The sequence below is a fragment of the Streptomyces sp. I05A-00742 genome (assembly GCF_013055795.1).
Classification (GTDB): domain Bacteria; phylum Actinomycetota; class Actinomycetes; order Streptomycetales; family Streptomycetaceae; genus Streptomyces.
This window is the reverse complement of the sequence record NZ_JABETO010000011.1, coordinates 116,868-140,835: the sequence shown is the minus strand read 5'-3', so window position 1 is coordinate 140,835 and position 23,968 is coordinate 116,868. Positions and strand designations below refer to the sequence as shown.

At 70.9% G+C, this 23,968-nt stretch carries 21 protein-coding genes, 2 pseudogenes and 1 riboswitch; of the genes and pseudogenes, 10 read left to right on the top strand and 13 right to left on the bottom strand.

Going from position 1 to position 23,968, the window contains the following annotated elements:
* Positions 1 to 64: 64 nt before the first annotated feature.
* Positions 65 to 1,234, bottom strand: coding sequence for a cysteine desulfurase family protein (locus HN013_RS13800; RefSeq protein WP_171166400.1), 1,170 nt, complete (start codon positions 1,232 to 1,234; stop codon positions 65 to 67).
* 236 nt (positions 1,235 to 1,470) lie between these two features.
* Here HN013_RS13800 and HN013_RS13795 point away from each other — a divergent pair, with 236 nt between their 5' ends.
* On the top strand, positions 1,471 to 2,064 hold the full coding sequence (locus tag HN013_RS13795) for a TIGR03086 family metal-binding protein (protein ID WP_312018598.1): 594 nt from the start codon (positions 1,471 to 1,473) through the stop codon (positions 2,062 to 2,064).
* 141 nt (positions 2,065 to 2,205) lie between these two features.
* Here the strand turns inward: HN013_RS13795 and HN013_RS13790 are convergent, their stop codons facing one another.
* The 7 genes from HN013_RS13790 to HN013_RS13760 all read right to left on the bottom strand — a co-directional run bounded on the left by HN013_RS13790 (position 2,206) and on the right by HN013_RS13760 (position 10,211).
* Positions 2,206 to 3,081, bottom strand: a complete 876-nt coding sequence (locus HN013_RS13790; protein WP_171166399.1) for a thioesterase family protein — start codon at positions 3,079 to 3,081, stop codon at positions 2,206 to 2,208.
* A 22-nt stretch (positions 3,082 to 3,103) separates the two neighbouring features.
* Entirely contained in the window at positions 3,104 to 3,799 is a 696-nt protein-coding gene (locus HN013_RS13785; RefSeq protein WP_171166398.1) for a trimeric intracellular cation channel family protein, read from the bottom strand.
* A 110-nt stretch (positions 3,800 to 3,909) separates the two neighbouring features.
* Entirely contained in the window at positions 3,910 to 4,956 is a 1,047-nt protein-coding gene (locus HN013_RS13780) for an ABC transporter ATP-binding protein (RefSeq protein WP_171166452.1), read from the bottom strand.
* A gap of 86 nt (positions 4,957 to 5,042) precedes the next feature.
* Positions 5,043 to 6,152: an ABC transporter ATP-binding protein gene (locus HN013_RS13775; protein WP_171166397.1), complete on the bottom strand. Its 1,110-nt coding sequence runs from the start codon at positions 6,150 to 6,152 to the stop codon at positions 5,043 to 5,045.
* Positions 6,149 to 7,147: an ABC transporter permease gene (locus HN013_RS13770; protein ID WP_171166396.1), complete on the bottom strand. Its 999-nt coding sequence runs from the start codon at positions 7,145 to 7,147 to the stop codon at positions 6,149 to 6,151. Before HN013_RS13770 ends, HN013_RS13775 begins: the two co-directional genes overlap by 4 nt.
* 133 nt (positions 7,148 to 7,280) lie before the next feature.
* Positions 7,281 to 9,062 (bottom strand): ABC transporter substrate-binding protein, encoded by a 1,782-nt coding sequence (locus tag HN013_RS13765; protein WP_171166395.1) that lies wholly within the window; start codon positions 9,060 to 9,062, stop codon positions 7,281 to 7,283.
* 144 nt (positions 9,063 to 9,206) lie between these two features.
* The gene (locus HN013_RS13760; RefSeq protein ID WP_171166394.1) at positions 9,207 to 10,211 is read right to left on the bottom strand and encodes an ABC transporter permease; all 1,005 of its coding nucleotides are present in this window, start codon (positions 10,209 to 10,211) and stop codon (positions 9,207 to 9,209) included.
* 415 nt (positions 10,212 to 10,626) lie between these two features.
* On the opposite strand from HN013_RS13760, the gene HN013_RS13755 reads away from it, so the two are divergent.
* Complete coding sequence (locus HN013_RS13755) at positions 10,627 to 10,890, top strand: hypothetical protein (protein ID WP_171166393.1); 264 nt, start codon at positions 10,627 to 10,629, stop codon at positions 10,888 to 10,890.
* 118 nt (positions 10,891 to 11,008) lie between these two features.
* On the opposite strand, the gene HN013_RS13750 is transcribed toward HN013_RS13755, so the two are convergent.
* From HN013_RS13750 to HN013_RS13740, 3 genes are all read right to left on the bottom strand, one after another.
* Positions 11,009 to 11,770 carry an enhanced serine sensitivity protein SseB C-terminal domain-containing protein gene (locus HN013_RS13750; protein WP_171166451.1) on the bottom strand — a complete coding sequence of 254 codons (762 nt, stop codon included), beginning with the start codon at positions 11,768 to 11,770 and terminating at the stop codon, positions 11,009 to 11,011.
* A 125-nt stretch (positions 11,771 to 11,895) separates the two neighbouring features.
* Positions 11,896 to 12,675, bottom strand: coding sequence for an enhanced serine sensitivity protein SseB (locus tag HN013_RS13745; protein WP_171166392.1), 780 nt, complete (start codon positions 12,673 to 12,675; stop codon positions 11,896 to 11,898).
* A 56-nt stretch (positions 12,676 to 12,731) separates the two neighbouring features.
* Positions 12,732 to 13,568, bottom strand: coding sequence for an AAA family ATPase (locus HN013_RS13740; protein WP_312018597.1), 837 nt, complete (start codon positions 13,566 to 13,568; stop codon positions 12,732 to 12,734).
* A 263-nt stretch (positions 13,569 to 13,831) separates the two neighbouring features.
* Positions 13,832 to 13,928, top strand: a riboswitch (glycine riboswitch).
* A 153-nt stretch (positions 13,929 to 14,081) separates the two neighbouring features.
* Here HN013_RS13740 and gcvT point away from each other — a divergent pair.
* The 8 genes and pseudogenes from gcvT (at position 14,082) to HN013_RS32975 (ending at position 22,512) form a co-directional block, all read left to right on the top strand.
* Positions 14,082 to 15,224, top strand: coding sequence for a glycine cleavage system aminomethyltransferase GcvT (gene gcvT / locus HN013_RS13735; RefSeq protein ID WP_171166391.1), 1,143 nt, complete (start codon positions 14,082 to 14,084; stop codon positions 15,222 to 15,224).
* A gap of 96 nt (positions 15,225 to 15,320) precedes the next feature.
* Positions 15,321 to 15,698, top strand: a complete 378-nt coding sequence (gcvH, locus tag HN013_RS13730; protein ID WP_171166390.1) for a glycine cleavage system protein GcvH — start codon at positions 15,321 to 15,323, stop codon at positions 15,696 to 15,698.
* 46 nt (positions 15,699 to 15,744) lie between these two features.
* Entirely contained in the window at positions 15,745 to 17,007 is a 1,263-nt protein-coding gene (gene glyA / locus HN013_RS13725) for a serine hydroxymethyltransferase (RefSeq protein WP_171166389.1), read from the top strand.
* A 130-nt stretch (positions 17,008 to 17,137) separates the two neighbouring features.
* On the top strand, positions 17,138 to 18,520 hold the full coding sequence (locus tag HN013_RS13720) for an L-serine ammonia-lyase (protein ID WP_171166388.1): 1,383 nt from the start codon (positions 17,138 to 17,140) through the stop codon (positions 18,518 to 18,520).
* 509 nt (positions 18,521 to 19,029) lie between these two features.
* Positions 19,030 to 19,767, top strand: a complete 738-nt coding sequence (locus tag HN013_RS13715; RefSeq protein WP_171166387.1) for a methyltransferase — start codon at positions 19,030 to 19,032, stop codon at positions 19,765 to 19,767.
* 401 nt (positions 19,768 to 20,168) lie between these two features.
* Positions 20,169 to 20,567, top strand: coding sequence for a hypothetical protein (locus HN013_RS13710; RefSeq protein WP_171166386.1), 399 nt, complete (start codon positions 20,169 to 20,171; stop codon positions 20,565 to 20,567).
* 227 nt (positions 20,568 to 20,794) lie between these two features.
* Positions 20,795 to 20,980: pseudogene (locus HN013_RS13705) on the top strand (RidA family protein); the annotation flags it as partial.
* Positions 20,981 to 22,053: 1,073 nt separating this feature from the next.
* Positions 22,054 to 22,512, top strand: coding sequence for a MarR family winged helix-turn-helix transcriptional regulator (locus tag HN013_RS32975; RefSeq protein WP_249374992.1), 459 nt, complete (start codon positions 22,054 to 22,056; stop codon positions 22,510 to 22,512).
* A 99-nt stretch (positions 22,513 to 22,611) separates the two neighbouring features.
* On the opposite strand, the pseudogene HN013_RS32970 reads toward HN013_RS32975, so the two are convergent.
* Together HN013_RS32970 and HN013_RS13695 are read right to left on the bottom strand one after the other, a co-directional pair.
* Positions 22,612 to 23,214 (bottom strand): annotated as a pseudogene (locus HN013_RS32970) (transposase); the annotation flags it as partial.
* Between the two features lie 63 nt (positions 23,215 to 23,277).
* Positions 23,278 to 23,808: a ferredoxin gene (locus tag HN013_RS13695; protein ID WP_171166384.1), complete on the bottom strand. Its 531-nt coding sequence runs from the start codon at positions 23,806 to 23,808 to the stop codon at positions 23,278 to 23,280.
* Positions 23,809 to 23,968: the final 160 nt, after the last annotated feature.

Below are 23,968 nucleotides of genomic sequence, written 5' to 3'. Positions count from 1 at the left end.
AGGGTACGGGAGCCCCGGTCACGGCCCTTCCCGTTTTCCGGCGGGCGCCGTGGCGCGGGCCGGCCTAGCTCAGGCCCGCGCTCCTCGCCCGTTCCACGACCGGCCCGATGGCCTCCGTCACGGCCCGTACGTCCGCCTCGGCCGAGGTGTGGCCGAGGGAGAAGCGGAGGGTGCCCCGGGCCAGGTCCGGGTCGGTGCCGGTGGCGAGGACGACGTGGCTGGGCTGGGCGACGCCGGCGGTGCAGGCGGAGCCGGTGGAGCACTCGATGCCCTGGGCGTCCAGGAGCAGCAGGAGCGAGTCGCCCTCGCAGCCGGGGAAGGAGAAGTGCGCGTTGGCGGGGAGGCGGCCCGCCGGGTCCGGGTCGCCGCCCAGGACCGCGTCGGGCACGGCCTCCAGGACGCCGGCGACCAGCCGGTCGCGCAGGGCGCCGATCTCCCGCGCGAACCCCTCCCGCCGCTCGGCGGCGAGCGTGCCCGCGACGGAGAAGGCGGCGATGGCGGGGACGTCCAGGGTGCCGGAGCGGACGTGCCGTTCCTGGCCGCCGCCGTGCAGCAGCGGGACGGGCGTCTGGCTGCGGCCGAGGAGCAGCGCGCCGATGCCGTACGGGCCGCCGATCTTGTGGCCGCTGACGGTCATCGCGGCGAGCCCGGAGGCGGCGAAGTCCACATCCAGCTGGCCGAAGGCCTGGACCGCGTCGGAGTGCATCGGGATGTCGAACTCGGCGGCGACGGCGGCGAGTTCATGGACCGGCATGACGGTGCCGATCTCGTTGTTGGCCCACATGACGGTGATCAGCGCGACGTCGGCGGGGTCGCGGGCTATGGCCTCGCGGAGGGCGTCGGCGTGCACGCGGCCGTGGGCGTCGACGGGCAGGTACTCGACGGTGGCGCCCTCGTGGGCGGCCAGCCAGTCGACGGCGTCGAGGACGGCGTGGTGCTCGACCGGGCTGGCGAGGACGCGGGTCCGCGCCGGGTCGGCGGCGCGGCGGGCCCAGTACAGCCCCTTGACGGCGAGGTTGTCCGCCTCGGTGCCGCCTGCGGTGAGGACGACCTCGCTGGGCCGGGCGCCGAGCGCCGCGGCGAGGGATTCGCGGGCCTCCTCGACGGTGCGGCGCGCGCGGCGCCCCGCGGCGTGCAGCGACGAGGCGTTTCCGGCGACGGCGAGCTGGTCGGTCATCGCCCGCACCGCCTCCGGGAGCATCGGAGTGGTGGCTGCGTGGTCGAGGTAGGCCATGGTGGGGACGATTCTACGAGCTGACGGGCGGTGTCGTACCCGGTGGTTCGGCCCGGTCCGGCCGGCGGGCGACGCGTTCTCCGCCGTCGGCCCGCCCGCCGGGAGGACGGACGTCCGCATATTGGCCGAAAACCTGTCGGTGGGCGGCGGCCGGTGGCGGCAGGCTCGGCCTGTCCGGATCCACGTACCGGATCCACGTACCGGATCCACGTACCTGTCACTGAGGAGAGCCGCCCGTGCAGGACATACAGAACGACCAGGACCCGCGCCCGCAGTTACGGCGCGCCGTCGCCCAGCTGAACGCCGTCGCCGCACAGGTGCGGCCCGACCGCCTGGACGCGGCGACGCCCTGCGGCGAGTACGACGTCCGGGGGCTGCTCGGGCACCTCGTCGGGGTCGCCCGCGCCCTGGCCGAGGCCACGGGCGAGGGCGAGGTCCGGCGCGGGGACGACCGTCCGCCCCGGGTGGCGGACGACGCCTGGCCGGCCGCCGTCGAGGAGTCCTGTACGGAGCTCGTCGACGCGTGGCGGGACGAGGCCCGGCTGACCGAGCCGTTCGACGCCCCGTGGGGGAAGGTGCCGGGCCACAACGCCCTGCGGTTCATCGTCATGGAGCTGGTCGTGCACGCCTGGGACCTCAACGAGGCGCTCGGCCGTCCGGCCGCCCTCGATCCCGAGCTGTCCGAGTACGCCCTCGCCACGGCCGAGCGGCTGCCCGCCGAGGGACGGCCGGGTGCCTTCGCCGCCGCCCGGCCGGCCCCCGAGGGCGCGGACGCGCACGTCCGGCTGGCCGCGCGGACCGGCAGGGCGGTGGAGACGACGGCCGGCTGACAGCCTCCGGCCCCGGGGTGTGTCCGGTGGGGCGGTGGTGTGCTGTCGGTGGTGGGGGACGCGCCCCCGCCCTTGCACCGTTTCTCGGGGGCATCGCCCCCGAACCCCCGGCCCCCCCGAGCACGCCTTCGGCGCCCGTCCTCAAGCGCCGGACGGGCCGTTCAACAGCCGGGCCAGCTGGCGGGACTGGGCGACCAGCCGGTCCTCGCTGTCCCAGATCTCCGCGTCCTCCTCCAGGAAGCCGCCGGCCAGGTTGCGGGTGACGACGGCGACCCGCAGCGGGCCGGGGGCGGGGCGGCGCCGGACGTGGACGGTGAGTTCCACGGTCGGCACCCAGCCGACCATCCCCAGGTCGAAGGTGGTGGGCGGGAGCGCGTCCGCGGCCAGGAGGAGGGAGAACGGGTCCGGGTCGCGGCCGTCGGCGAAGTCGAACCAGCCGCGCATCTCGCCCCGGCCGGCCGGGCCGCCGGTCACCCAGCCCGCGGTGGCGGGGTCGAGGCGCATATCGAGGCGGGCGACGATCTCGGCGGCGCCGAAGCCCTCGCCGTCGCCGGCGGCGAAGCAGTGCTCGCGCGGCGGTATGCCCGGGGGCTTGGCCGTGGTGCGCACGTCGTCGGAGAGCGCGTCCAGGTCCCCGTAGGTCGCGAGGACGCGCAGGCGCTCGACCTCGGTGCCGTCCTCGGCGGTCTGGAACAGGCTCGCCTGGCCGGTGGAGAGCGACCGGCGCCGGTGGACCGTGCTGCTGCGGATCACGGCGGGGCCGGGCCGGGTGACGCTCAGGTAGTGCGCGGTGACGGTGAACGGGTCGGAGTGCGGGAGGGTGTCGGCGAGGGCGCGCGCGGTGATGGCGAGGAGGTAGCCGCCGTTGGCCGCGCCGAGGAGGGTCCAGCCCTCGTGGATGTGGGCGTCGTGCACGGCGGAGCCCTGGTGTCCCTGGTCCCCCGTGGCTTCCGGGGTACGCGACGTGATCGCGGTGTCCCGGTCGAACTCGCTGTTGCCGATGCTTGCCAGTGCCATGCGGGCACCGTACACCGGCACGTTACCGACGGGTAGCTTTCCGGGGTGTTACCCCTGGCAGTACCTCCTCCGCCGCCGCGCTGCGCCGGTGCCAGGCGCGCGGGGCGCGCCAGTGGAAGCGCATCGCCAGCAGCCGCAGCCCGCAGCCGACGACCACCGGGATGGCGTTGGTGGGCCCGTGCAGGACGCCGTACCGCAGCATCAGCGCGGCCGTCGCGGCGCCCGCCATGGCCGGGACGGCGTACAGGTCCCGGTCCCAGCGCAACAGCGACGGGACCTCGTGGGCGAGCACGTCGCGCAGCACTCCCCCGCCCACCGCGGTGGCCAGCCCCAGGGTGGCGGACTGGGTGAGACCGAGCCCGGACGCGTACGCCTTGACGGTTCCGGTGACGCAGAAGAGGCCCAGCCCCGCCGCGTCGAAGACGCCCACCGCGGCGGTGATCCGTTCCACCTCGGGGTGGAGGAAGAAGACGATCAGTGTGGCGATCAGCGGGGTGACGAAGTAGCCGAGGTCGCTGAAGGCCGCGGGCGGTACGGCACCGATGACCAGGTCCCGGAAGAGCCCCCCTCCCAGGGCCGTGACCTCCGCCAGCACGGCCATGCCGAAGACGTCGAAGTTCTTGCGGACGGCGAGCAGCGCGCCGGAGATCGCGAAGACGAAGATCCCCGCGATGTCCAGCCAGTGCTGGACGGAGGGGGTGAACAGATCGGTGAGCACGCGACATTCTTACCGGTCGGCGCGGTGTCGCCCATGTCCTGCCCTGTGGACGTTTCCACGGGGACGTCCCGGCGCCGCCCGGTCGGGGGCGGGCCGGGACGTCCCGGCCGTCACGCCGCCGTGGGCGCGGCGGGCTCCACCACCGGCTCCGGATGGTGGCAGGCCACCTGGTGCCCCGGCTGGAGCGCGCTCAGGACCGGCTCCTTCTGCTTGCACAGGTCCGTCGCCTTCCAGCAGCGGGTGTGGAAGCGGCAGCCGGACGGCGGCGAGATCGGCGAGGGCACGTCGCCCTTGAGCAGGATCCGCTCCCGCTTGGCCCGCCGGCGGGGGTCGGGCACCGGCACGGCGGAGAGCAGGGCCTTGGTGTACGGGTGCAGGGGCGAGCGGTAGAGCGACGCGCGGTCGGTCAGCTCCACGATCTTGCCCAGGTACATCACCGCGATCCGGTCCGAGACGTGCCGGATCACCGACAGGTCGTGGGCGATGATGATGTACGTCAGGCCCAGCTCGTCCTGGAGGTCGTCGAGCAGATTGACCACCTGGGCCTGGATCGACACGTCCAGCGCCGAGACCGGCTCGTCGGCGATCACCAGCTTCGGCTTGAGCGCGAGCGCCCGGGCGATGCCGATGCGCTGCCGCTGGCCGCCGGAGAACTCGTGCGGATAGCGGTTGTAGTGCTCGGGGTTGAGACCCACCAGCCCCAGCAGCCGCTGCACCTCCTTCTTCACACCGCCCTCGGGCGTGATGCCCTGGAGCTTGAAGGGGGCGCCGACGATGGTGCCCACGGTGTGCCGGGGGTTCAGCGACGAGTACGGGTCCTGGAAGATCATCTGGACGTCCCGGCGCATCGGGCGCATCCCCGCCACGCCCAGGTGGGAGATGTCCTTGCCCTCGAACTCGATGGTCCCGCCGGTCGGTTCGAGCAGCCGGGTCACCAGCCGGCCCATGGTGGACTTGCCGCAGCCCGACTCGCCGACCACGCCCAGGGTCTCGCCCGGACGCACGTCGAAGGAGACGCCGTCCACGGCGTGGACGGCGCCGACCTGGCGGCGCAGCAGCCCCTTGGTGATGGGGAAGTGTTTGACCAGGCCCTCGACCCGGAGCAGGGGTTCGGCCTCCGCCTCCGGTTTCCCGGGCGCGGCCTTCTCGGCGGACACGGCTTTGTCAGGAACAGCCTGGTCGGGAACAGCCTTGTCGGGCACAGCCTTGTCGGGCACAGATTCGTCGGGCACGGCTCGGTCCTTCACAGCTTGGGCGCAATCTCTTCGGTCCAGATCCGCGTCCGCTCCTCCTGCGCCATATGGCAGGCGGCGACGTGGCCCCGGCTCTTCTCACCGGTCACCGGGAGGAGTTCGGGCCGCACGGTGCGGGTGACCCCCTCCTCCGGGACGTCGGCGTACGGGCAGCGGGGGCTGAAGGCACAGCCGGGCGGCACGTTGATCAGGCTGGGCGGGGAGCCCTTGACCGGGATCAGCCGTTCCGTCTGCTCGCGGTCGATGCGCGGCATGGAGCCGAGCAGGCCCCAGGTGTACGGGTGCTGGGGCTCGTAGAAGACCTGCTCGGCCGGGCCGCGTTCGACGCAGCGCCCGCCGTACATGACGAGGATGTCGTCGGCCAGTTCGGCGACCACGCCCAGGTCGTGGGTGATGATGACGACCGCCGAGCCGAACTCCTTCTGGAGGTCGCGGATGAGGTCGAGGATCTGCGCCTGGACGGTGACGTCCAGGGCGGTCGTCGGCTCGTCCGCGATGAGCAGCGCGGGGTTGTTGACCAGCGCCATGGCGATCATGGCGCGCTGCCGCATACCGCCGGAGAACTGGTGCGGGTAGTCGTCCACCCGCTGGTCGGGCTGGGGGATGCCGACCCGGTCGAGCAGTTCCACGGCCCGTTTGCGGGCGGTCTTCTTGTCGACGGAGTGGTGGATCCGGTACGCCTCGGCGATTTGGGCGCCGATGGTGAAGTAGGGGTGCATGGCCGACAGCGGATCCTGGAAGATCATCGCCATCTCCCGGCCGCGCAGCCGCCGCACCTCCTCGGGGTCGGCGGAGAGCAGCTCCTTGCCGTCCAGCCAGATCTCCCCGGAGATCCGGGCCTTGCGGCGGCCGTACTGGCCGACCGTGTGCAGGCCCATGATCCCGAGCGAGCTGACCGACTTGCCGGATCCCGACTCGCCCACGATGCCGAGCGTACGGCCCTTCTCCAGTTCGAAGGAGAGCCCGTCGACGGACTTGACCACGCCGTCGTCGGTCGGGAAGTGGATCCGCAGGTCGCGGACGTCCAGGTAGGCGCGGCCGTCCGCCGGCCGTTCCGCGGGCGCGGTGGCCTCGGTGGCCGGCTCGGGGGTGGTGGTCATGAGAGCCTCACTCGGGGGTCGATCACGGCGTAGAGCAGGTCCACCACGAGGTTGGCGACGACGACGGCGGTGGCGGCGATCAGGACCACGCCGAGGATGATCGGCAGGTCGCGGTTGTTGATGGCCGTGACCGCCGCCTGGCCCAGGCCGGGCAGGTTGAACGCGCTCTCGGTGAGGATCGCGCTGCCGACCAGGGCGCCGAGGTCCATGCCGAGGATGGTGGCGATGGGGGTCATGGTCGAGCGCATGGCGTGTTTGCCGATCACCACGCGTTCGGTCAGTCCCTTGGCGCGGGCGGTGCGGATGTAGTCCTCGCCGAGGACTTCCATCATGGTGGCGCGGGTGAGCCGGGCGTACATCGCCGCGTAGAGGAACGCCAGGGCCACCCAGGGCAGGATCAGTCCGCCGAACCAGCCGGCCGGATCCTCCGCGAAGTCCACGTACTCGGACGAGGTCCAGCCGAGCTTGTACTTGAACAGCGCGAGCAGCAGCAGCGCGGTGAAGTAGATCGGCAGCGAGACGCCCGCCAGGGCGGTCATCATGGCACCGCGGTCGATCTTGGTGCCGCGCTTGAGCGCGGAGACCACACCGGCCGAGACGCCGAGCAGCAGCCAGATCACACAGGCCCCGCCGGCCAGCGAGAGGGTCGGGGGCAGCCGGTCCGTGAGGATCGGCCAGACGGCCTGCTCGGTGCGGAAGGAGTAGCCGAAGCAGGGGGCCGCGCAGTGGTCGGTGGTGCCGCCCCCGGTGTAGTCGCGGCCCGCGAAGATGCCGCTGATGAAGTGCCAGAACTGGACCAGGACCGGGTCGCTGAGCCCGAGCTTCTGCCGGATGCCCTCGATCGTCTCCGGGTCCGCCTGCTTGCCGACGTACATGGCGGCGGGGTCGGCCCCGGTGAGCTTGGGGATGGTGAAGAAGATGAAGAAGGTCACCAGCGTGACCACGAGCAGCATCACGATGACGGCGAACAGTCGCCTGACGATGTAAGCGAACACTGCGGTCGGCCCGGCGGCGGCCCGGTGGTGGAGTACCCACCGGGCCGCCGCGCTCGGCCCTCACCTGCCCTTCGGGCCTAGCGGCGGGAGTGCCGGAGGAGCGGTCGGACGATCATCTGTGGCCCTCGGGCGGTCACTTGACGACGCCCAGGGACGCGTAGTCGTACCGGCCGTTGAACGCGTCGGTCGTGTAGACGTTGGTCAGCCGGGAGCTGCGCCAGATGATGTTCTTCTCGAAGGTGAAGGGCAGGTACCAGGCGCCTTCCATGACCTTCTTGTTGGCCTCCTGGTAGATCTTCCCCGCCTTCTGCGGGTCGGTCTCCGCGATGGCCTGGTCCATCAGCTCGTTGACCTTGGGGTCGTTGAGCTCGGGGTAGTTCTGGTTGGCGGTGTCGAGGATGAACCGGCCGTCCACGATGGGCTGGAGGAAGCCCTGGCCACTGGGGAAGTCCGCGCCCCAGCCGAAGACGATGATGCCGTAGTTCTTGTTCTTGACGTTCTTGGGGGCGCCGACGACGCTCTGCGACTGCGCACCGTCGTACTGGTCGATCTGCGTCTCGATGCCGATCTTCTTCAGGGACGCCTGGAGCGACTCGGCCGTCGCGATCTCCTGCGGCTTGTTGTTCCGCACCGCGATGGTGGTCTTGAAGCCCTCCGGCTTGCCGCAGAGCTTCAGTTCCTCCTTGGCCTTGTTGATGTCGGCCGCGCCCTGCTTGAGGTTGTACGGGTCGTAGCTCCCGTCGTGGCCGGTGACGGCCGGCGGCAGCATGTTGACGCCGATGTCACCGCCCGCCTGGGGACCGCCGCGGGCGGTCTGGAGGGAGGTGTGGTCGGCACCGTAGATGACCGCCTTGCGGCAGTGCTCGTTGTCGAACGGCGCGACGGACTTGGGGAAGGCCGCGTACCGGATGAAGCCGGTCTGCGGGTTGTCCAGGTTGCCCTTGGCGGTCTGGAGCGCCTTCTGACGGCCGGCCGAGCCCATGCCGGTGGCGTTGAGGTCCACGTCGTAGTTGCCCGCGATCAGGTCGCTGTCCATCGCGTCGGCGTTGGTGGTGAACTTGATCGAGATCTTGTCCGGCAGGGCCTTGCGGACCTTGTCGGAGTCCTTGTTCCACTTGTCGTTGCGGACGAGGACCATGCTCTTGTTGGGGCTGTACGACTCGAACTTGTACGGCCCGCTGGAGTACGGCCGGAGGTTGTACTTCTCCGCGTTGTCCTTGTCCCGGGGCACCGGGGCCGCCGCGGGCAGCGCCAGCATCTGGAGGAAGTCACCGTTGGGCTTGGCCAGCTTGAAGGTGATGGTCTTCTCGTTCGGCGTCTCGATCGCCGACAGGCCCAGCTTGTCCTTGCTCTCGTCCTTGTAGGGACCCTTGTACTTCTTCTCCGGGTCCAGGACCTGCATCAGCCAGGTCGGGCCGCCGGAGATCTTGTCCTGGGCCCAGGTGCGCTCGATGCCGTACTTGATGTCCTGGGCGGTGATCGGCCTGCCGTCCTCCCAGGTGATCCCGTCCTTCAGGGTGAAGGTGTAGGTCTTCTTGTCGTCCGAGATCTTCCCCAGGTCGGTCGCCATGTCCGGCACCAGCTCGGCGCTCTCGTGGCCCGGCGCGGGTTTCGAGGTGACGAGCGTACGGGTGTAGTAGCGGGCGAAGTCCCAGGCGAACCCGTAGTACATGCGCTGCGGGTCCCAGGAGTCGGATTCCTGGGTGGCGATGAACTTGAGCTCACCGCCCTTCTTGTCGGACGGGGAGGCGACCTTCTCGACGCCCGCGTTGAAGCCGGGGCCCTTGCCGCCGCCCCCGCCACCGTTGTCCTTGCTGCTGCCTCCGCCGCCGCAGGCGGTGACGCCGACGAGGGCCGCGACCACCAGCGCCGCGCCGGCGACCGTTCCGCGCCTCGATGTTCTCTGCGTTGCCAAGATGTCGCGACCTCCGTGATTGTCGCGGACCGGGGAGCGGACCGCGATGAGGGGTGGTTCTACAGCTCGTACTCCTGGGGCCGGAAGTGACTGACGGTCGTCAAGCGCTCCCGGTGCTTGGGGTGTTGCGAGGTGCGCGCGGGGTCAGCGCGAACCCTTGGGATCGAGTGCGTCCCGGACGCCGTCGCCGAAGAGGTTGAACGCCAGGACGGTGACGAAGATGGCGAGACCCGGGATCACCATGAACATCGGGTCGCCCTCGTAGGTGTTGACGGCCTTGGAGAGCATCTGCCCCCACGAGGACGTCGGCGGCTTGACGCCGGCGCCGAGGAAGCTCAGCGCGGCCTCGGTGAGGACGTTGGTCGGGATCATCAGGGTGGCGTAGACGGTGATCGGCGCGACCAGGTTGGGCAGCAGCTCGCGGAAGAGGATGTACGTCCGGCCGGCGCCCAGGCTGCGCGCCGCCTCGACGTACTCGCGCTCCCGGAGCGAGAGCGTCTGCCCGCGCACGATGCGTCCCACGTAGGGCCAGCCGAAGAAGCCGATCACGGCGATCAGGACGGCCATCCGCACGCCCGAACCGGTCAGCCCCCAGAGCTCGTTGGGCACGACGGAGATCAGGGCGATGATGAACAGCAGCTGCGGGAAGGCCAGCAGGGCGTCCATCACCCGGCTCACCACGGTGTCCACCCAGCCGCCGAAGTAGCCGGCCACGATGCCCAGAACGGTACCGATCAGCACCGCCACCACGGCCGAGAGGAAAGCGACCAGCAGCGAGACCCGGGCGCCGTAGACCACCCGGCTGAAGACGTCCCGGCCGTTGACCGGCTCGACGCCGAACAGGAAGTCCCCGTTGATGCCGCCCCACGAGCCCTTCGGAGTACCGAAGAGCGGGTCGATCTGGTCCTCGTGGTACTCGTTCGGCGGGTGGCCCAGCAGGTCCACGATCAACGGAGCGAAGATCGCGACCAGCACGAGCAGCAGGACGACGATCCCGCCGCCCAGCGCCAGCTTGTCGCGCTTGAGCCGTGTCCAGGCGATCCGCCAGGGAGAACGGCCCTCGATCGTCTTGCCCGGAACCGGAATTTCCGCGTCGGCGACGACGGTCGCGGTCCCGGTCGCGCTCGTCTCGGGGAGTGGTGCCGTCATCGTTCGCAGGACCCCTCTCGGCCGGTGGTCCCGGCCCGTGCCGGCCGCCCGGCGGGCGGCTGGTCGACATCACTGAACACAGGTGGTGCTGAAGTGCGGGAAATACATGCAGAGCTGGCCGTACACCGGACCTGCGGGTCCTTGGAGCGGGAGTCTTCAACGCCGTCACGATCACCCGCCAGACCTGACCGGCAATGGATGCGCAACCGTGATGTGCGATGCAGGGTTCCGTTATACGGACACCGATGGTCTCTGAGCGAGAGACGGAAGGAGTAACTCCACTCCTTGGTAATGGTGTTGTTAATGGGATGTATGCGGCGCAAGAGCCCTCTGAGCCTTGACAGGCCTATGGCTCGACGATGAGGCTCACAGTACTTCTGAAAAGCCATCCACCCCTGCGAACAAGGGAGTTGACGTGACACGGAAGCTGATGCACAGGGCGGCCATGGCGGGAGCAGCGATCACTCTGGGTCTGACCGGTGCCCTCGCTGCCGGCACTTCGGCTGTGGCGGCGCCTTCCACGGTCAGTCGGGTAACACCCGACACCCACCGCTACATCGGCCTCTACGAGAACTACCGGCAGTGTCAGGGCGGCGGCGAGTACTTCATGCGCCACGGAGCGACCTACTACAAGTGCTACGAGGTGTCGGCCGGCTACGAGCTCCACATCTGGGAGTGACCGAGAGGCACACCGCCACTGCCTGACCCGGCCGGTCCGTCGTCACGACGGGCCGGCCGCGGCGCGTTCGGCCGCAGGCGACGGGACGCCGCGGCTCCGCTCAGTCCACGAACGACCCCTAACGCGGGTACCCGTACCCCGCCGCCGGCGCCGGTGCCCCGTTCGGCGCCTCGTGCCCGTAGAACGGCCGCGCGTGCGCGCGCATCCACATCGCGACGGGATCGAAACCGTCCGACATCGCGACGGTGGACACCGGCAGCCCCTCCGGCACCACGCTCACCACCTGCTGCATCATCGACCGGACGGACTCCACGGCGGGCGGTGAGGTGTCGTGCAGGTCCAGGCCGATCGCCAGGTAGGCGGCGCCGATCGCCGGCTGCACCCAGGCGCGGCGCAGCGCCCGGACGGCGGGGGTGCGCCGGGCGTGCTGGGCGAGGAGGGCGTAGAACTGCGGGATCTCCACGGCCGGTTCGGTGATCACGAGCGGCCCGGCGGGCAGCCGGTCCAGGCCGCCGGCGATACGGCGCAGGTCGAGCCAGGGGATGCCGACGCCGCCGCCGGGGGCGTGGGGGTTGAGCCAGAGGCCCCAGCGACCCGGGTAGAGGGACGTCGCGAGGGAGCGGCCGGGGACGACCTCGTGGGCCCGGTTCCAGCCGCTGGCGGCGAGCTCGCGCTCGGAGGTCACGCAGGGCGCGTAGCCGAGGCCGTCGACCTCCATGTTCCCGTACTGGGCGTCGGGCGAGCCGGGCCGCCCGTGCCAGAGCAGCATCCACAGCCGGTCCTCGGCGACGGCGCGCAGCAGCGCCTCGTAGACGTCGTACCGCCCGGGCGCCACTTGGCGCAGCACCTGCTCCACGCCACTCTCCGCGCCCGCGCTCACCTGATCCCGCCCCTTCTCCCGGCCGACGCCGGCATCGCGTCCGCCCACTGCCTCATGGCGCGGTCGCGCCTCCCGTAGGTTCGTCCAACCAGCTTACGAGGCCGGGGCGGCGTGCAGGGGAGCAGTCACCGGTCACGGTCGTAGAACGGTCCGACCCGGTCGCGCATCCAGTCGGCCACGGGGTCCCGGGCGACGTCGAGGAAGACCGTGCGCACCGGCCAGGGGACGGGGACGGAGCCGAGGGCGCGTCCCAGGGCGTCCAGGGCGGCGGTGCGGCTGGCGTCGTCGGGGAGGTCGAGCTCGACGCCGACGAACAGCTCCGGGGCGCCGCCCTCGACGCTGGCGAGCGCGCGGCGGGCGGTGCGCACCGGGCGGGCGGCGGCGAACTCCAGTCCGGCGGCGGCGAGGAAGGCGGTGGGCTCGTCCTGCCAGTCCGGTTCATAGAGGCGGACCCGGCCGCCGGTGGGCTCGCCCTCCAGGCGCAGGTGCCCGGCCCGGCAGAGCTCGGCGACGGCGGCCGGGGGCAGCGGCGCGCCGATCCTCCCGTCAGGGTTGACGACGATGCCGACCTGCGGGGGCAGGCCGCGGGCGAACTCCACGGCGGGGGCGACCGCGTAGGGCATGCGGTCGCCGACGACGCGCAGGAACTCCTCCTCGGAACTGAAGACCGGCACGAAGGCGGCGCCGCCGAGTTCCACGGTGGGCAGGTCGAGGTCGGGGCTGTCGGGGCCGCCGCCGTTGGGCAGCGGGATCCACACCGGGCTGCGGCCGAGCACCTCGACGACGCGCTCGCCCGTTCCGGGGACGCCCGCGCAGGCGGCGAGGGTCTCCTCCAGTTCGTTGGCGGGCCAGCCGGGCGCCTCGCCCCGGTCCCGCTCCGTGCCGTACAGCCCGGGGCCGTTCATCCGTTCTCACCACCGTGTCGTCGCCGTCGCACCGCACCTTAACGGCCGGCTCCCCGTCAGGTCGTGGGAGGGGCCGGGGTCGGACGGGCGGTGGCCTGCGCGGGAACGGAGGAGGAGGGAGAGGGATGCGGGGCGGGGGCGCCGGCCCCGGCCCGGCGGGGGAAGGCGACGGTCCGCAGCGCGGCGGCCGCCGGGCGGTCGAGGAGCACCACGGAGGCCGCGCCGGCTGGTGGCCGGCCGGAGGCCGCGGCCGTGACCAGCCGTTCCATGGCCCGGCGGTGGCGCTCGAAGGCGGCCCGGGGGACGGCCCGGCCCCTGGCCCGCTGGCCGGCCAGCGCCGTCTCGGGGGTGACGGCGAGCAGCAGGACGTGCAGGGCCGTGCCCCGGCGCCGTGCCTCGCGGGCGAGCCCGCGGCGGACCCAGTCCCGCTGCCCGCAGTCGTGCACGACGAGGCTCGCGCCGGAGCGCAGGGCGCGCCACAGGCGGGCGTAGTGCACGAGGCGCGCGAGGGGGCGGTAGGCGCCGTACGGCAGCCGGACGGGCAGTCTGCGCTCCAGGCGGGCCCGGGAGTCCTGCGAGTCCACGCACCGGACGGGCTCGCCGCGCCCGTCGAGAGCGGTCACCGTCCGCCGGATCAGGGTGGACTTCCCGCTGCCGGGCAGTCCGGAGACCACCAGCAGGTCCCCGGCCGCGTACCGCAGCTCCGCCGTGGACTCCGCCGTGGGCCGTGCCGCACGGCGCAGGTCCCGGACCCGTGGCAGGGCCTCCTCCGTGCCCGGAGCGGCGCCTGCCGCCTCCGTATGGCCACCCGTTCCCAATGTTCCCCCGTCCCTTTCCCCGGTCTCCCCGGTGTTCGCGGTGTTCCCGCTGCTCACGGTGTTCCCGCTGCTCACGGTCTTCGATCTTCCCGGGCTTCTCCGGATTCTCTTGCTTCTCAGAAGCCTCTGGTTGCTCTGACGCCTCTGACTTCCCCATGGCTACCCCGGGCATTCCCGGGATTCCTTGCCCGGCCACCCGTGCCCTCGGTCTACCCGACCCGGATACGGAGCAAGTAAGCGAAAAGTAATGCAATGCGATGGGCTCCGAACGGTCCATCGCACGTCCGTACGTGCAATGATGTGCGCGCCAACGCACGACCAACTGCATACCGGCCGCTCGAATCCGCGCGGGAGAGTCCCGGCATGCCGCATGCCGGGCGCCGAAGGAGCAAGTTCCTCCCTTGAATCTCTCAGGCCCCGTACCGCGCAGGGTGAGGCAGATCTGAAAAGCGGACCGCGGCGCGGTCCCACCCAAGGTGCAAGCCGCGTGCCCTCTGCGGGGGCTCCCGGTGAACCTCTCAGGTTCCGATGACAGATGGGGAGGCCGTTCCTCGACGTCCCCGCGACTGCTGCCCGGGAGCCTTGATCATGCCCTCAGAGACCGCCGCCCCCCGTCGTACCGCGCTCGACGCGGTCCACCGCGCCCTGGGCGCGACGATGACCGACTTCGCCGGCTGGGACATGCCCCTCCGCTACGGCAGCGAGCGGGACGAGCACGTGGCCGTCCGCACCCGAGCCGGTCTGTTCGACCTCTCGCACATGGGCGAGATCACCCTTACGGGTCCGCAGGCAGGCCAGGCCCTGGACCACGCCCTGGTGGGCAACCTCTCCGCGCTGAAGCCCGGCCGCGCCCGGTACACGATGATCTGCGACGAGCGCGGCGGCATCCTGGACGACCTGATCGTCTACCGGCTGGACGAGGAGGAAGGCCGCCAGAAATACCTCGTCGTCGCCAACGCCTCCAACGCCCAGGTGGTGCTGGACGCGCTCACCGAGCGGGCCGCGGGCTTCGACACGGCCGTCCGGGACGACCGCGAGAACTACGCCCTGCTCGCCGTCCAGGGCCCCGCCTCCCCCGCCATCCTGAAGTCCGTCACCGACGCGGACCTGGACGGCCTGAAGTACTACGCCGGACTGCCCGGCACGGTCGCCGGCGTGGACGCGCTCATCGCCCGCACCGGCTACACCGGCGAGGACGGCTTCGAGCTGTTCGTCGCCCCCGCCGACGCGGAGAAGCTGTGGCAGGCGCTCACCGAGGCGGGCGCGGACGCCGGCCTGGTGCCCTGCGGCCTCTCCTGCCGCGACACGCTCCGCCTGGAGGCGGGCATGCCGCTCTACGGGCATGAGCTGACCACCGCGACCACGCCCTTCGACGCCGGGCTCGGCCGCGTCGTCAAGTTCGACAAGCCCGGCGACTTCGTGGGGCGCGCGGCGCTGGAGGCCGCCGCCGAGCGCGCCGCGGGCACTCCCCCGCGCAAGCTCGTGGGGCTCGTCGCCACCGGCCGCCGGGTGCCGCGCGCCGGGTACCCGGTGGTGGAGGCCGCCTCCGGCACGGTGATCGGCGAGGTCACCTCGGGCGCCCCCTCCCCCACGCTCGGCAAGCCGATCGCCATCGCCTACGTGGACGCGGCGCACGCCGCGCCCGGGACGGCCGGGGTCGCCGTGGACATCCGGGGCAGCCACGAGGAGTACGAGGTCGTGGCACTGCCGTTCTACCAGCGCGAGCGCTGATCCACTTCCCGTTCGGCTGCCCCTTTCTGCGTCTTTCCGTCTCACCTGTCAAGACCCGTTGCACAAGCACTGACCCGCGTACAGGAGAATCGACCCATGAGCAACCCCCAGCACCTGCGCTACACCAAGGAGCACGAGTGGCTGTCGGCCACCGACGAGAACGGTGTGGCGACGGTGGGTATCACCGAGTTCGCGGCCAACGCGCTCGGGGACGTCGTCTACGCCGACCTCCCGGCCGCCGGCGCCACCATCACCGCGGGCGAGACCTGTGGTGAGCTGGAGTCGACCAAGTCGGTCAGCGACCTCTACGCCCCCGTCACGGGCGAGGTCGTCGAGGCCAACCAGGACGTCGTGGACGACCCCTCGCTGGTGAACTCCGCCCCCTTCGAGGGCGGCTGGCTGTTCAAGGTGAAGATCACGGACGAGCCGGCGGAGCTGCTGACCGCCGACGCGTACACGGACTTCGCCGGCTGACCTCGCCCCTCGCCTCCACCCGGCCCCTCCCGCCCAGGAAGAACTCATGTCGCTTCTGAACAGCTCCCTCCATGAGCTCGACCCCGACGTCGCCGCCGCTGTCGACGCCGAACTCCACCGTCAGCAGTCCACGCTCGAAATGATCGCCTCGGAGAACTTCGCTCCGGTCGCGGTCATGGAGGCCCAGGGCTCGGTCCTCACCAACAAGTACGCCGAGGGCTACCCGGGCCGCCGCTACTACGGCGGCTGCGAGCACGTCGATGTCGTCGAGCAGATCGCCATCGACCGGATCAAGGCGCTCTTCGGCGCCGAGGCCGCCAACGTGCAGCCGCACTCGGGCGCCCAGGCCAACGCCGCTGCGATGTTCGCGCTGCTCAAGCCGGGCGACACCATCCTGGGTCTGAACCTCGCCCACGGCGGGCACCTGACCCACGGAATGAAGATCAACTTCTCGGGCAAGCTCTACAACGTGGTCGCCTACCACGTCGACGAGCAGACCAACGTGGTCGACATGGAGGAGGTCGAGCGCCTCGCCAAGGAGCACCACCCCAAGCTGATCATCGCCGGCTGGTCCGCCTACCCGCGCCAGCTGGACTTCGCGGCGTTCCGCCGGATCGCCGACGAGGTCGGCGCGTACCTGATGGTCGACATGGCCCACTTCGCGGGCCTGGTCGCCGCCGGGCTGCACCCCTCCCCGGTGCCGCACGCGCATGTGGTTACCACCACCACCCACAAGACCCTGGGCGGTCCGCGCGGTGGTGTGATCCTCTCCACCGCCGAGCTCGCCAAGAAGATCAACTCCGCGGTCTTCCCCGGTCAGCAGGGCGGCCCGCTGGAGCATGTGATCGCGGCCAAGGCGGTCTCCTTCAAGGTCGCGGCGAGCGAGGAGTTCAAGGAGCGCCAGCAGCGCACCCTGGACGGCGCCAGAATCCTGGCCGAGCGCCTGGTCCAGGACGACGTCAAGGAGCACGGCGTCTCCGTCCTGTCCGGCGGCACGGACGTACACCTGGTCCTGGTGGACCTGCGCAACTCCGAGCTGGACGGCCAGCAGGCCGAGGACCGCCTCCACGAGGTCGGCATCACGGTCAACCGCAACGCCATCCCGAACGACCCGCGTCCCCCGATGGTCACCTCGGGCCTGCGGATCGGCACCCCGGCGCTGGCCACCCGCGGCTTCACCGCCGAGGACTTCCGCGAGGTCGCCGACGTCATCGCCGAGGCCCTCAAGCCCGCCTACGACGCCGTCGCCCTGCGTGCCCGCGTCACGGCCCTGGCCGACAAGCACCCGCTGTACCCCGGCCTGAAGTAGGACCGACGCATCGGATTTACCGGTACGCACGGGGCATCGCGCACACTGGTGGGTGAGCGCGGTGCCCCGCACCGTGTGCCAACCCTTGTACCACCCCTCGTACCACCCCCCGACCCAAGGAGCTGCCACCGTGGCCATCTCCGTATTCGATCTCTTCTCGATCGGCATAGGCCCGTCCAGCTCCCACACGGTCGGCCCGATGCGCGCCGCCCGGATGTTCGTGGGCCGCCTGAAGAAGGACGGCCTGCTGGCCCAGACCACCTCGGTCCGCGCGGAGCTCTTCGGCTCCCTCGGTGCCACCGGTCATGGACACGGCACCCCCAAGGCCGTCCTCCTCGGCCTGGAGGGCCACTCCCCGCGCACCGTGGACGTCGAGATCGCCGACGACGAGGTGGAGCGCATCCGCACCACCAAGCGCCTGCGCCTCCTGAGCACCGAGATCGGCACCGCTCACGAGATCGACTTCGACGAGCCCAGCCAGCTGATCCTGCACCGCCGCCGCTCGCTGCCGTACCACGCCAACGGCATGACGCTCTTCGCCTACGACGAGAGCGGCGCGCCCCTGCTGGAGAAGACCTACTACTCGGTCGGCGGCGGCTTCGTGGTGGACGAGGACGCCGTCGGCGCGGACCGCATCGTCCTCGACGACACCGTCCTGAAGTACCCCTTCCGGACCGGTGACGAGCTGCTGCGGATGTCCCGCGAGTCCGGCCTGTCGATCTCCGCGATGATGATGGAGAACGAGAAGGCCTGGCGCACCGAGGAGGAGATCCGGGCCGGGCTGCTGGAGATCTGGCGCGTCATGCAGGCCTGCGTCGCCCGCGGCATGTCCCGCGAGGGCATCCTGCCCGGCGGCCTCAAGGTCCGCCGCCGCGCCGCAGGCACCGCCCGGCAGCTCCGCGCCGAGGGCGACCCGCAGGCCCGCGCCATGGAGTGGATCACCGTCTACGCCATGGCGGTCAACGAGGAGAACGCCGCCGGCGGCCGCGTCGTCACCGCCCCCACCAACGGCGCCGCCGGCATCATCCCGGCCGTCCTGCACTACTTCATGGACTTCGTCCCCGGCGCGGACGAGGACGGCATCGTCCGCTTCCTCCTCGCCGCCGGCGCCATCGGCATGCTCTTCAAGGAGAACGCCTCCATCTCCGGCGCCGAGGTCGGCTGCCAGGGCGAGGTCGGCTCCGCCTGCTCCATGGCCTCCGGCGGCCTCGCCGAGGTCCTCGGCGGCTCCCCCGAGCAGGTCGAGAACGCCGCCGAGATCGGCATGGAACACAACCTCGGCCTCACCTGCGACCCGGTCGGCGGCCTCGTCCAGATCCCCTGCATCGAGCGCAACGGCATGGCCGCCGCCAAGGCCGTCACCGCCGCCCGTATGGCCCTGCGCGGCGACGGACGGCACCACGTCTCCCTCGACAAGGTCATCAAGACCATGAAGGAGACCGGCGCCGACATGAAGGTCAAGTACAAGGAGACGGCGCGGGGCGGGCTCGCGGTCAACGTCATCGAGTGCTGAACCGGCGGGCCCGGGGCCGCCGCCGGTGACGACCACCGGCGCGCGGGCCGGGCCGCGTGGCGCCCCCGCCGCCGTCGGGCCCGGCCCGACGGCCCGGGCGGCCGCCCATTTGTCTCCCGGTGCGGACTCCTTCCCGGAATCGGCTGCGGACCGCGATCCGGGAGGGGTAGCGTCGCCCCACCGAGCCAGGAAGGGGTGGGCGCCGATGTCGACGATGGCGGCCGAATCCCGCCCGGGAACCGGGATCCGGCAGATCACGGCGGTCATGACACGACCGGCCCCCGGGCGCCGCGGCGATCACGGCCCGACGCGGCCGATCCCTTCCGGCTCTTGCCCGTTATGGACGCGGACCGGCTGGGCCTGACGGCGACGAGCGTCGACTCCTCCCCCACCGGCGACGTCCGGAGCGCGAGACGACCGGAGCGCGAGCAGCACGTGGTCGACCCTCACTCACGGACCCACGGCAAACCGCCTTTCTCACATCACCGCTCCAATTCGAGAGGATTGTCATGAACAGGCTCGGCTATGCAATGGGACAGCGCGCGATCCGGGCACGAGGTGAGGTCGAGACCACCTCATTCTCGCTCCTGGACAGGGAGTGGATTCAGTTCGGTGACGTATTCGCCGGGGAGTCCAAGCTCGCGTCCACCCTCTTCACTTCCTGGCTGCCCCTCACTGCGGGAACCAGCTTCCTGGAGATGGGATGCGGCAGCGGCGTCACCGCCGTCATGGCCGCTCTGCACGGTTGCGCACCCGTGACCGCCGTCGACATCAATCCGTCCGCCGTGGACAACGTACGGGCCAACGCCGAGCGACACGGCGTCGGGGACAAGGTGCGCGCGTTGAGGAGTGACCTGTTCAAATCCCTGGACGCCCACGACAAGTTCGACATCATCTACTGGAACTCGCCGTTCGTCGAGAGCCCCGCCGACAACACCTCCCCGTCGTATGCCGAGGCAGCGGTCTTCGACCCGGGCTACACCGCACACCGCGAGTTTCTCCGGACAGCGCCCGACCACCTGACCGACTCGGGAACGGTCTACCTCGGGTACAGCAGGATCGCGGGAAACATCGGCCTGCTGGAACAGTTCGCCGAGTCCGCCGGCCTGACGTGCGAGGTGTACCAGGAGAACGTGTTCGACATACCGCACGAGCGGCTCGGCACCGATCCCGTGTTCGCCGAGCATGCCGATGAGGCGGGACACTTGCGGTGCGACTGCACACTGCTGGCATTCCGGCGCCGCTGACGCCATGTTGTCGACCTGCCTGGGCCGCGTCCTCGCCACACCGGCCTCGGCTCGCGTCGGGAGTGCCTGCGCCAGGGCGCGAGTCAACAATGTCGGGACATCAATGGCCCTTGAATGCATGCGATGCCCATGAACGCTGTGATCATGCGGACATGCGAAGAAAAATCTTGATCGGAACCGTTCTCCTCACCTTTGGCCTGTCAGCCTGCTCCTCCGGGGGAGGGAACAAAGCTCCGGACGATCCCGTCCCGGCGCACCCCCCGCAAGCCGCCCACAAGTCGGCGCCGGACGCCCAGGGGAACACGGACGATCCACTTGCACTGGGGAAGCCGGTACAGACCGACGGCTCCCCGTCACGGGTCCCGGGCGGTGGGCCACTGGAACTGACCCCCACCGACGTCGTGTACGCCAAGGGCGGCACCGGCCCGTACACCAAGGCCAGGAACGGCCTGTTCGCCGTCATCTCGGTGAAGGAGAAGGCGACCAGGGCGGCTCCTGCCGCTCAGGCGGTGTCCCTGGACGGAGGAGGCTGGAAGTGGGTGGCCCCGGACGGCCGAGCCACCGACAGCGGTTCCGGGAACGGAGCCGCCATCGTCCAGGGCGGCGGCCACGGCAACATCGTGCAGCCCGGCACCTACGACCTCACGCAGGTCGCCTTCGACATCCCGGAGGCGGCCCGCGGGGGAACGCTCATGTTCCTGGACGCCCGGGGTCATATCTTCCGCTGGAAGGTGCCGGCGAAGGACAGCGGCCCCGGTGCCGCCGAGTTGGCGCGGAAGGTGCGCGACGACCTGACATAGTGCTGCCCTTCGTGACGATCTCCGGGGGTGAAAACGCTGCCGAAGACCGCGTCTCTCCGATCACCTGCTTCGTTCGCGGCGTGGACGCGTGACGATTGCCGACAACGGCTTGCTGCCATACGTAACTGGTCAGGGAATTGCGTCGAATGCCGAGTGGATCTCTGAGGCCGAGCGGATCTCTGAAAAGGTGCGGGGCACCACTGCGTATGACGCGAAAGGGAATGCCTGTGCCCCGTGCCGTTACGTTGGTCCGCTCCCCTTCCCTCTCCGGCGTCGCCGAGTACGCCTACGCGGCCACGGCACCGGCCGAGGCCCGGCTGATCTTTCTTGCCGGGGCCTGTCCGCTCAACCAGGACGGCTCGACCGCGGCGGTCGGGGACTTCTCCGGGCAGGTGGCCAAGGCCGTGGACTCGGCTACGGGTTCGGTGTGGGTGCGTGTAGGGCGGATCAGGTTGAGTGGGGCGGCATGGTGCTCGCCCGGCTGACTGTTTCGTCTCGGGCCCTGCGGGCCCAAAGCGGCTGACTACGCGGAGAGGAGGCCCGGGCCGGTACCTCGCCTGCGGCTCCTGGGGGTGGAGGCGCGGGCGGGAGCGGTGGCAGTGGGTGCCCGCCCCTCCCCGGCGTGAGCGAGCAGGAACTGGTGGATCGGGGCGCTTCTTGTGGCGTGTCGGGCCGAAAAACCGCCCGGATCTACCACAACCGCCCCGGCCCACGCCCAGGCAGACGCCTGCGGGACACAACTGCTGCCTGTGGGACGTGCGAGGAGCCAGAGACGCGGCCAACTCCCCGACACCGGCTGCTCCGGGCCTTCCGCCCTCAACTCCCGCGGTCGAGGAACCCGGCCCGGGCCCCTTCCCGCGCGCAGCCCGCCGCCTTGGGCCCGCAGGGCCCGAGACGAAACGGACAGCCGGACAGGCACAATGCCGCCCCACCGAAGCAGCGCCGTACCGCCCACCGGCTGCACACCGCCATCCCACCCCACCCCGCCCAGAACTCCCGCCTCCCTAGGCAGAAGTTGAGGCCAGAGGCTGCTCCCTGCACGAGTGGCGCCGCCTGGGCGGCCCGGCGCTGTCGGCTGTCTCGCGCGGAAGGCTCGACTGCGGCTATCAGGCCGGGAGCGGCAGCGCTCGCGCCCTCGGCGCTGTGGGAGGACGTGCGGGTCGCCCGCCCGGCTAGCTGGCTGGTGCGCGACCGACAGCGGCGGAAGGCGCCCGAGGCCCTGACGGCGGCCGGCGCGCAGGCTCGCCCGCGCGGAGCCGAGTTGCAGCCGTACCCGTTCCGCGTTCCGCCCGGTGGCCGATGGCGGCGTGAAGCGGTGCGGCCCACCCAAGGCCGGCTAGTACTACAGCCGGTGGTTTCACGGTGAGAGCAGCAAGTAGGCGACCTCTCGGACGAGTCGACCGGTACGCCCTTGACCTCAAGTCCAGTTGAGTTTCTACGGTCGATCCCGTCGAACCGGCTCAGACAACGAACAGGGGTTTCGGCCATGGAGTACTCGCACAGCGACACAGACCTGATCAAACAGCCCATCGGCTACTGGAGTTGGGCGGCCAACAAGGCCGTCATCGCCCGCACCCGGGCCGCCCTCGCCGGGATCGGCACTACCCAACCGCAGTGGTGGGCCCTCGCACAGGTCGCAGGCGCCGACACCGTCAAGACCCGTGACGAAGTGTCCCGCCTCCTTCGGAACTATCTCGACACCGGCCCGGAAACCATGGAGTCAGAGATCGACACGATCATCGCCCAGGGCTGGATCAAAGAGGATGCCGAGGGACGTCTGGGCATCACGGCTGAGGGCAGGGCGTTCTACGACAAGGCCGCAGCCCTTCAGGACGAGCTCTGGGCGGAACGGCACGCGGGTATCTCCGACGAGGAGTACCTGACCGCCCTCAAGGTGTTGCAGCGGTTCATCCACAACACGGGTGGGCGAGCTTGGCACCACTAGTGTTACGGCCGGTGGTTTTACGGTGAGTGAGCGCGGGCCGTTCGCGTGCGGTAGTGGCTGGCGCGGGCTCGGATCTGATGGCGGGTGCGCCAGCGGTGCCAGTGCATGACGGGCCAGCTCCGGCTTGGTCGCCACCTCGGTGGCCCGCTCGGGCGGGATGCCCTGCTCGGCGCAGCGATGCTCGTGCTCGGCGGTGGTACCGGCCCAGGCGCGGCCGAGGTAGAGTTCGCGGTCGATGAGTGTGCGGCCACGGCTGGAGCCGTAGGACAGATGCACACTGACCTGCGCGTTCTCGATCCGGCCCGCCGTGCCGATGTACTGCCGCTGCACCCCGGCGGTCTTGGTGCCCTTCTTGATGTCGCCGGTCTCGTCCGCGATCAGCACCGCATCGTCGGCCACCAGGGCCGCGACCGCGTAGGCGCGGACCCGGTCGCGAAGCTCGTCGGCGTCCCAGGCCGCCTTGGCGAGAAAGCCCTGCAGCCGGTCGGGATTGGGGTGCCCGGCGAACTCGGCGAGCTGCCACAGGTTCTTGCGCGGCACCTCGCTGAGCAGCCCGCGCACCATCGCCCGCAGGTTCTCCCGCGAGGCTGGACGCGCGAACACATCGTCCACAGATGCACACAGCGCTTCCAACTCGCCATCCAGCGACCGGATCTCAAACTCGTTCAGCTCGCCAGTCTGCACCACGCCCAGCGTCAGCATCAGTCCCACGAATGGAGCAACGAGGCACCCGCCGTCACGTCACGTGAACAACCGGCTGTAGTACTAGAGCTCGGGCAACCGATCGCCCGAGGCAGGAGGCCGCCCCTCCGCCAACCGGAAGAGGTAGATCCGCAGATCGGCCGCCAACTCCCCGTCGAGGTAGGCCTTGAAGTCGCGCACGGCCGCTGCCACCCCCTGCCCCGCCGCGACGTCGCTCTCCTCCCACTGGCTCCTGTGGTCCGACAGGTACTGAGCGACCCGGCCGCGATCGCGCCACCACTCCCGGACGGTCTCCGGCGTCCACCGCGAGTCGCCGTCACAGCCGTACCCGAGGAACGGGTCGTCCCCCGCGGCCTCCACGAGCGCGGCGGTCTCGGCGGGCGTGCGGGGCTGACGGTAGACGTACTCGCTGAGGTGCCGGCCTCCGTAGAGGACGTGCCGGGGCGCGTGGAGGCGCCCCGTCCAGCATGTGTCGGTCTCACCGCCGTAGAAGGGGCCGGGGACGTTGAGCCACAGCCGGTCTTCCCAGCGGCCTCGGAAGACGTCGCGGTCCTCGCCGTCGAGAACGGTCAAGGGGTCGAAGTAGAGCGTCACCCGGCGAGCGTATGCGACCGGCCCGAAAGCGGGTGCCGCCCGTCATCGCCCCGGGTCGGGGTGGGGGGCCAGACCGAGCGCCTGCCGGTCGGCCGAGGTGGCCAGAGTGATCCGGCTCGCCGGGCACAGCCAGCGCCCGGAGCCATCAGGCGCTCCGAGC

Bases quoted from the DNA above. Each gene is read 5' to 3' on its own strand.
- HN013_RS13800 (WP_171166400.1), bottom strand. From the start codon at position 1,234: ATGGCCTACCTCGACCACGCAGCCACCACTCCGATGCTCCCGGAGGCG.
- HN013_RS13790 (WP_171166399.1), bottom strand. From the start codon at position 3,081: ATGGCACTGGCAAGCATCGGCAACAGCGAGTTCGACCGGGACACCGCG.
- HN013_RS13775 (WP_171166397.1), bottom strand. From the start codon at position 6,152: ATGACCACCACCCCCGAGCCGGCCACCGAGGCCACCGCGCCCGCGGAA.
- HN013_RS13760 (WP_171166394.1), bottom strand. From the start codon at position 10,211: ATGACGGCACCACTCCCCGAGACGAGCGCGACCGGGACCGCGACCGTC.
- HN013_RS13745 (WP_171166392.1), bottom strand. From the start codon at position 12,675: ATGAACGGCCCCGGGCTGTACGGCACGGAGCGGGACCGGGGCGAGGCG.
- gcvT (WP_171166391.1), top strand. From the start codon at position 14,082: ATGCCCTCAGAGACCGCCGCCCCCCGTCGTACCGCGCTCGACGCGGTC.
- gcvH (WP_171166390.1), top strand. From the start codon at position 15,321: ATGAGCAACCCCCAGCACCTGCGCTACACCAAGGAGCACGAGTGGCTG.
- glyA (WP_171166389.1), top strand. From the start codon at position 15,745: ATGTCGCTTCTGAACAGCTCCCTCCATGAGCTCGACCCCGACGTCGCC.
- HN013_RS13715 (WP_171166387.1), top strand. From the start codon at position 19,030: ATGAACAGGCTCGGCTATGCAATGGGACAGCGCGCGATCCGGGCACGA.
- HN013_RS32975 (WP_249374992.1), top strand. From the start codon at position 22,054: ATGGAGTACTCGCACAGCGACACAGACCTGATCAAACAGCCCATCGGC.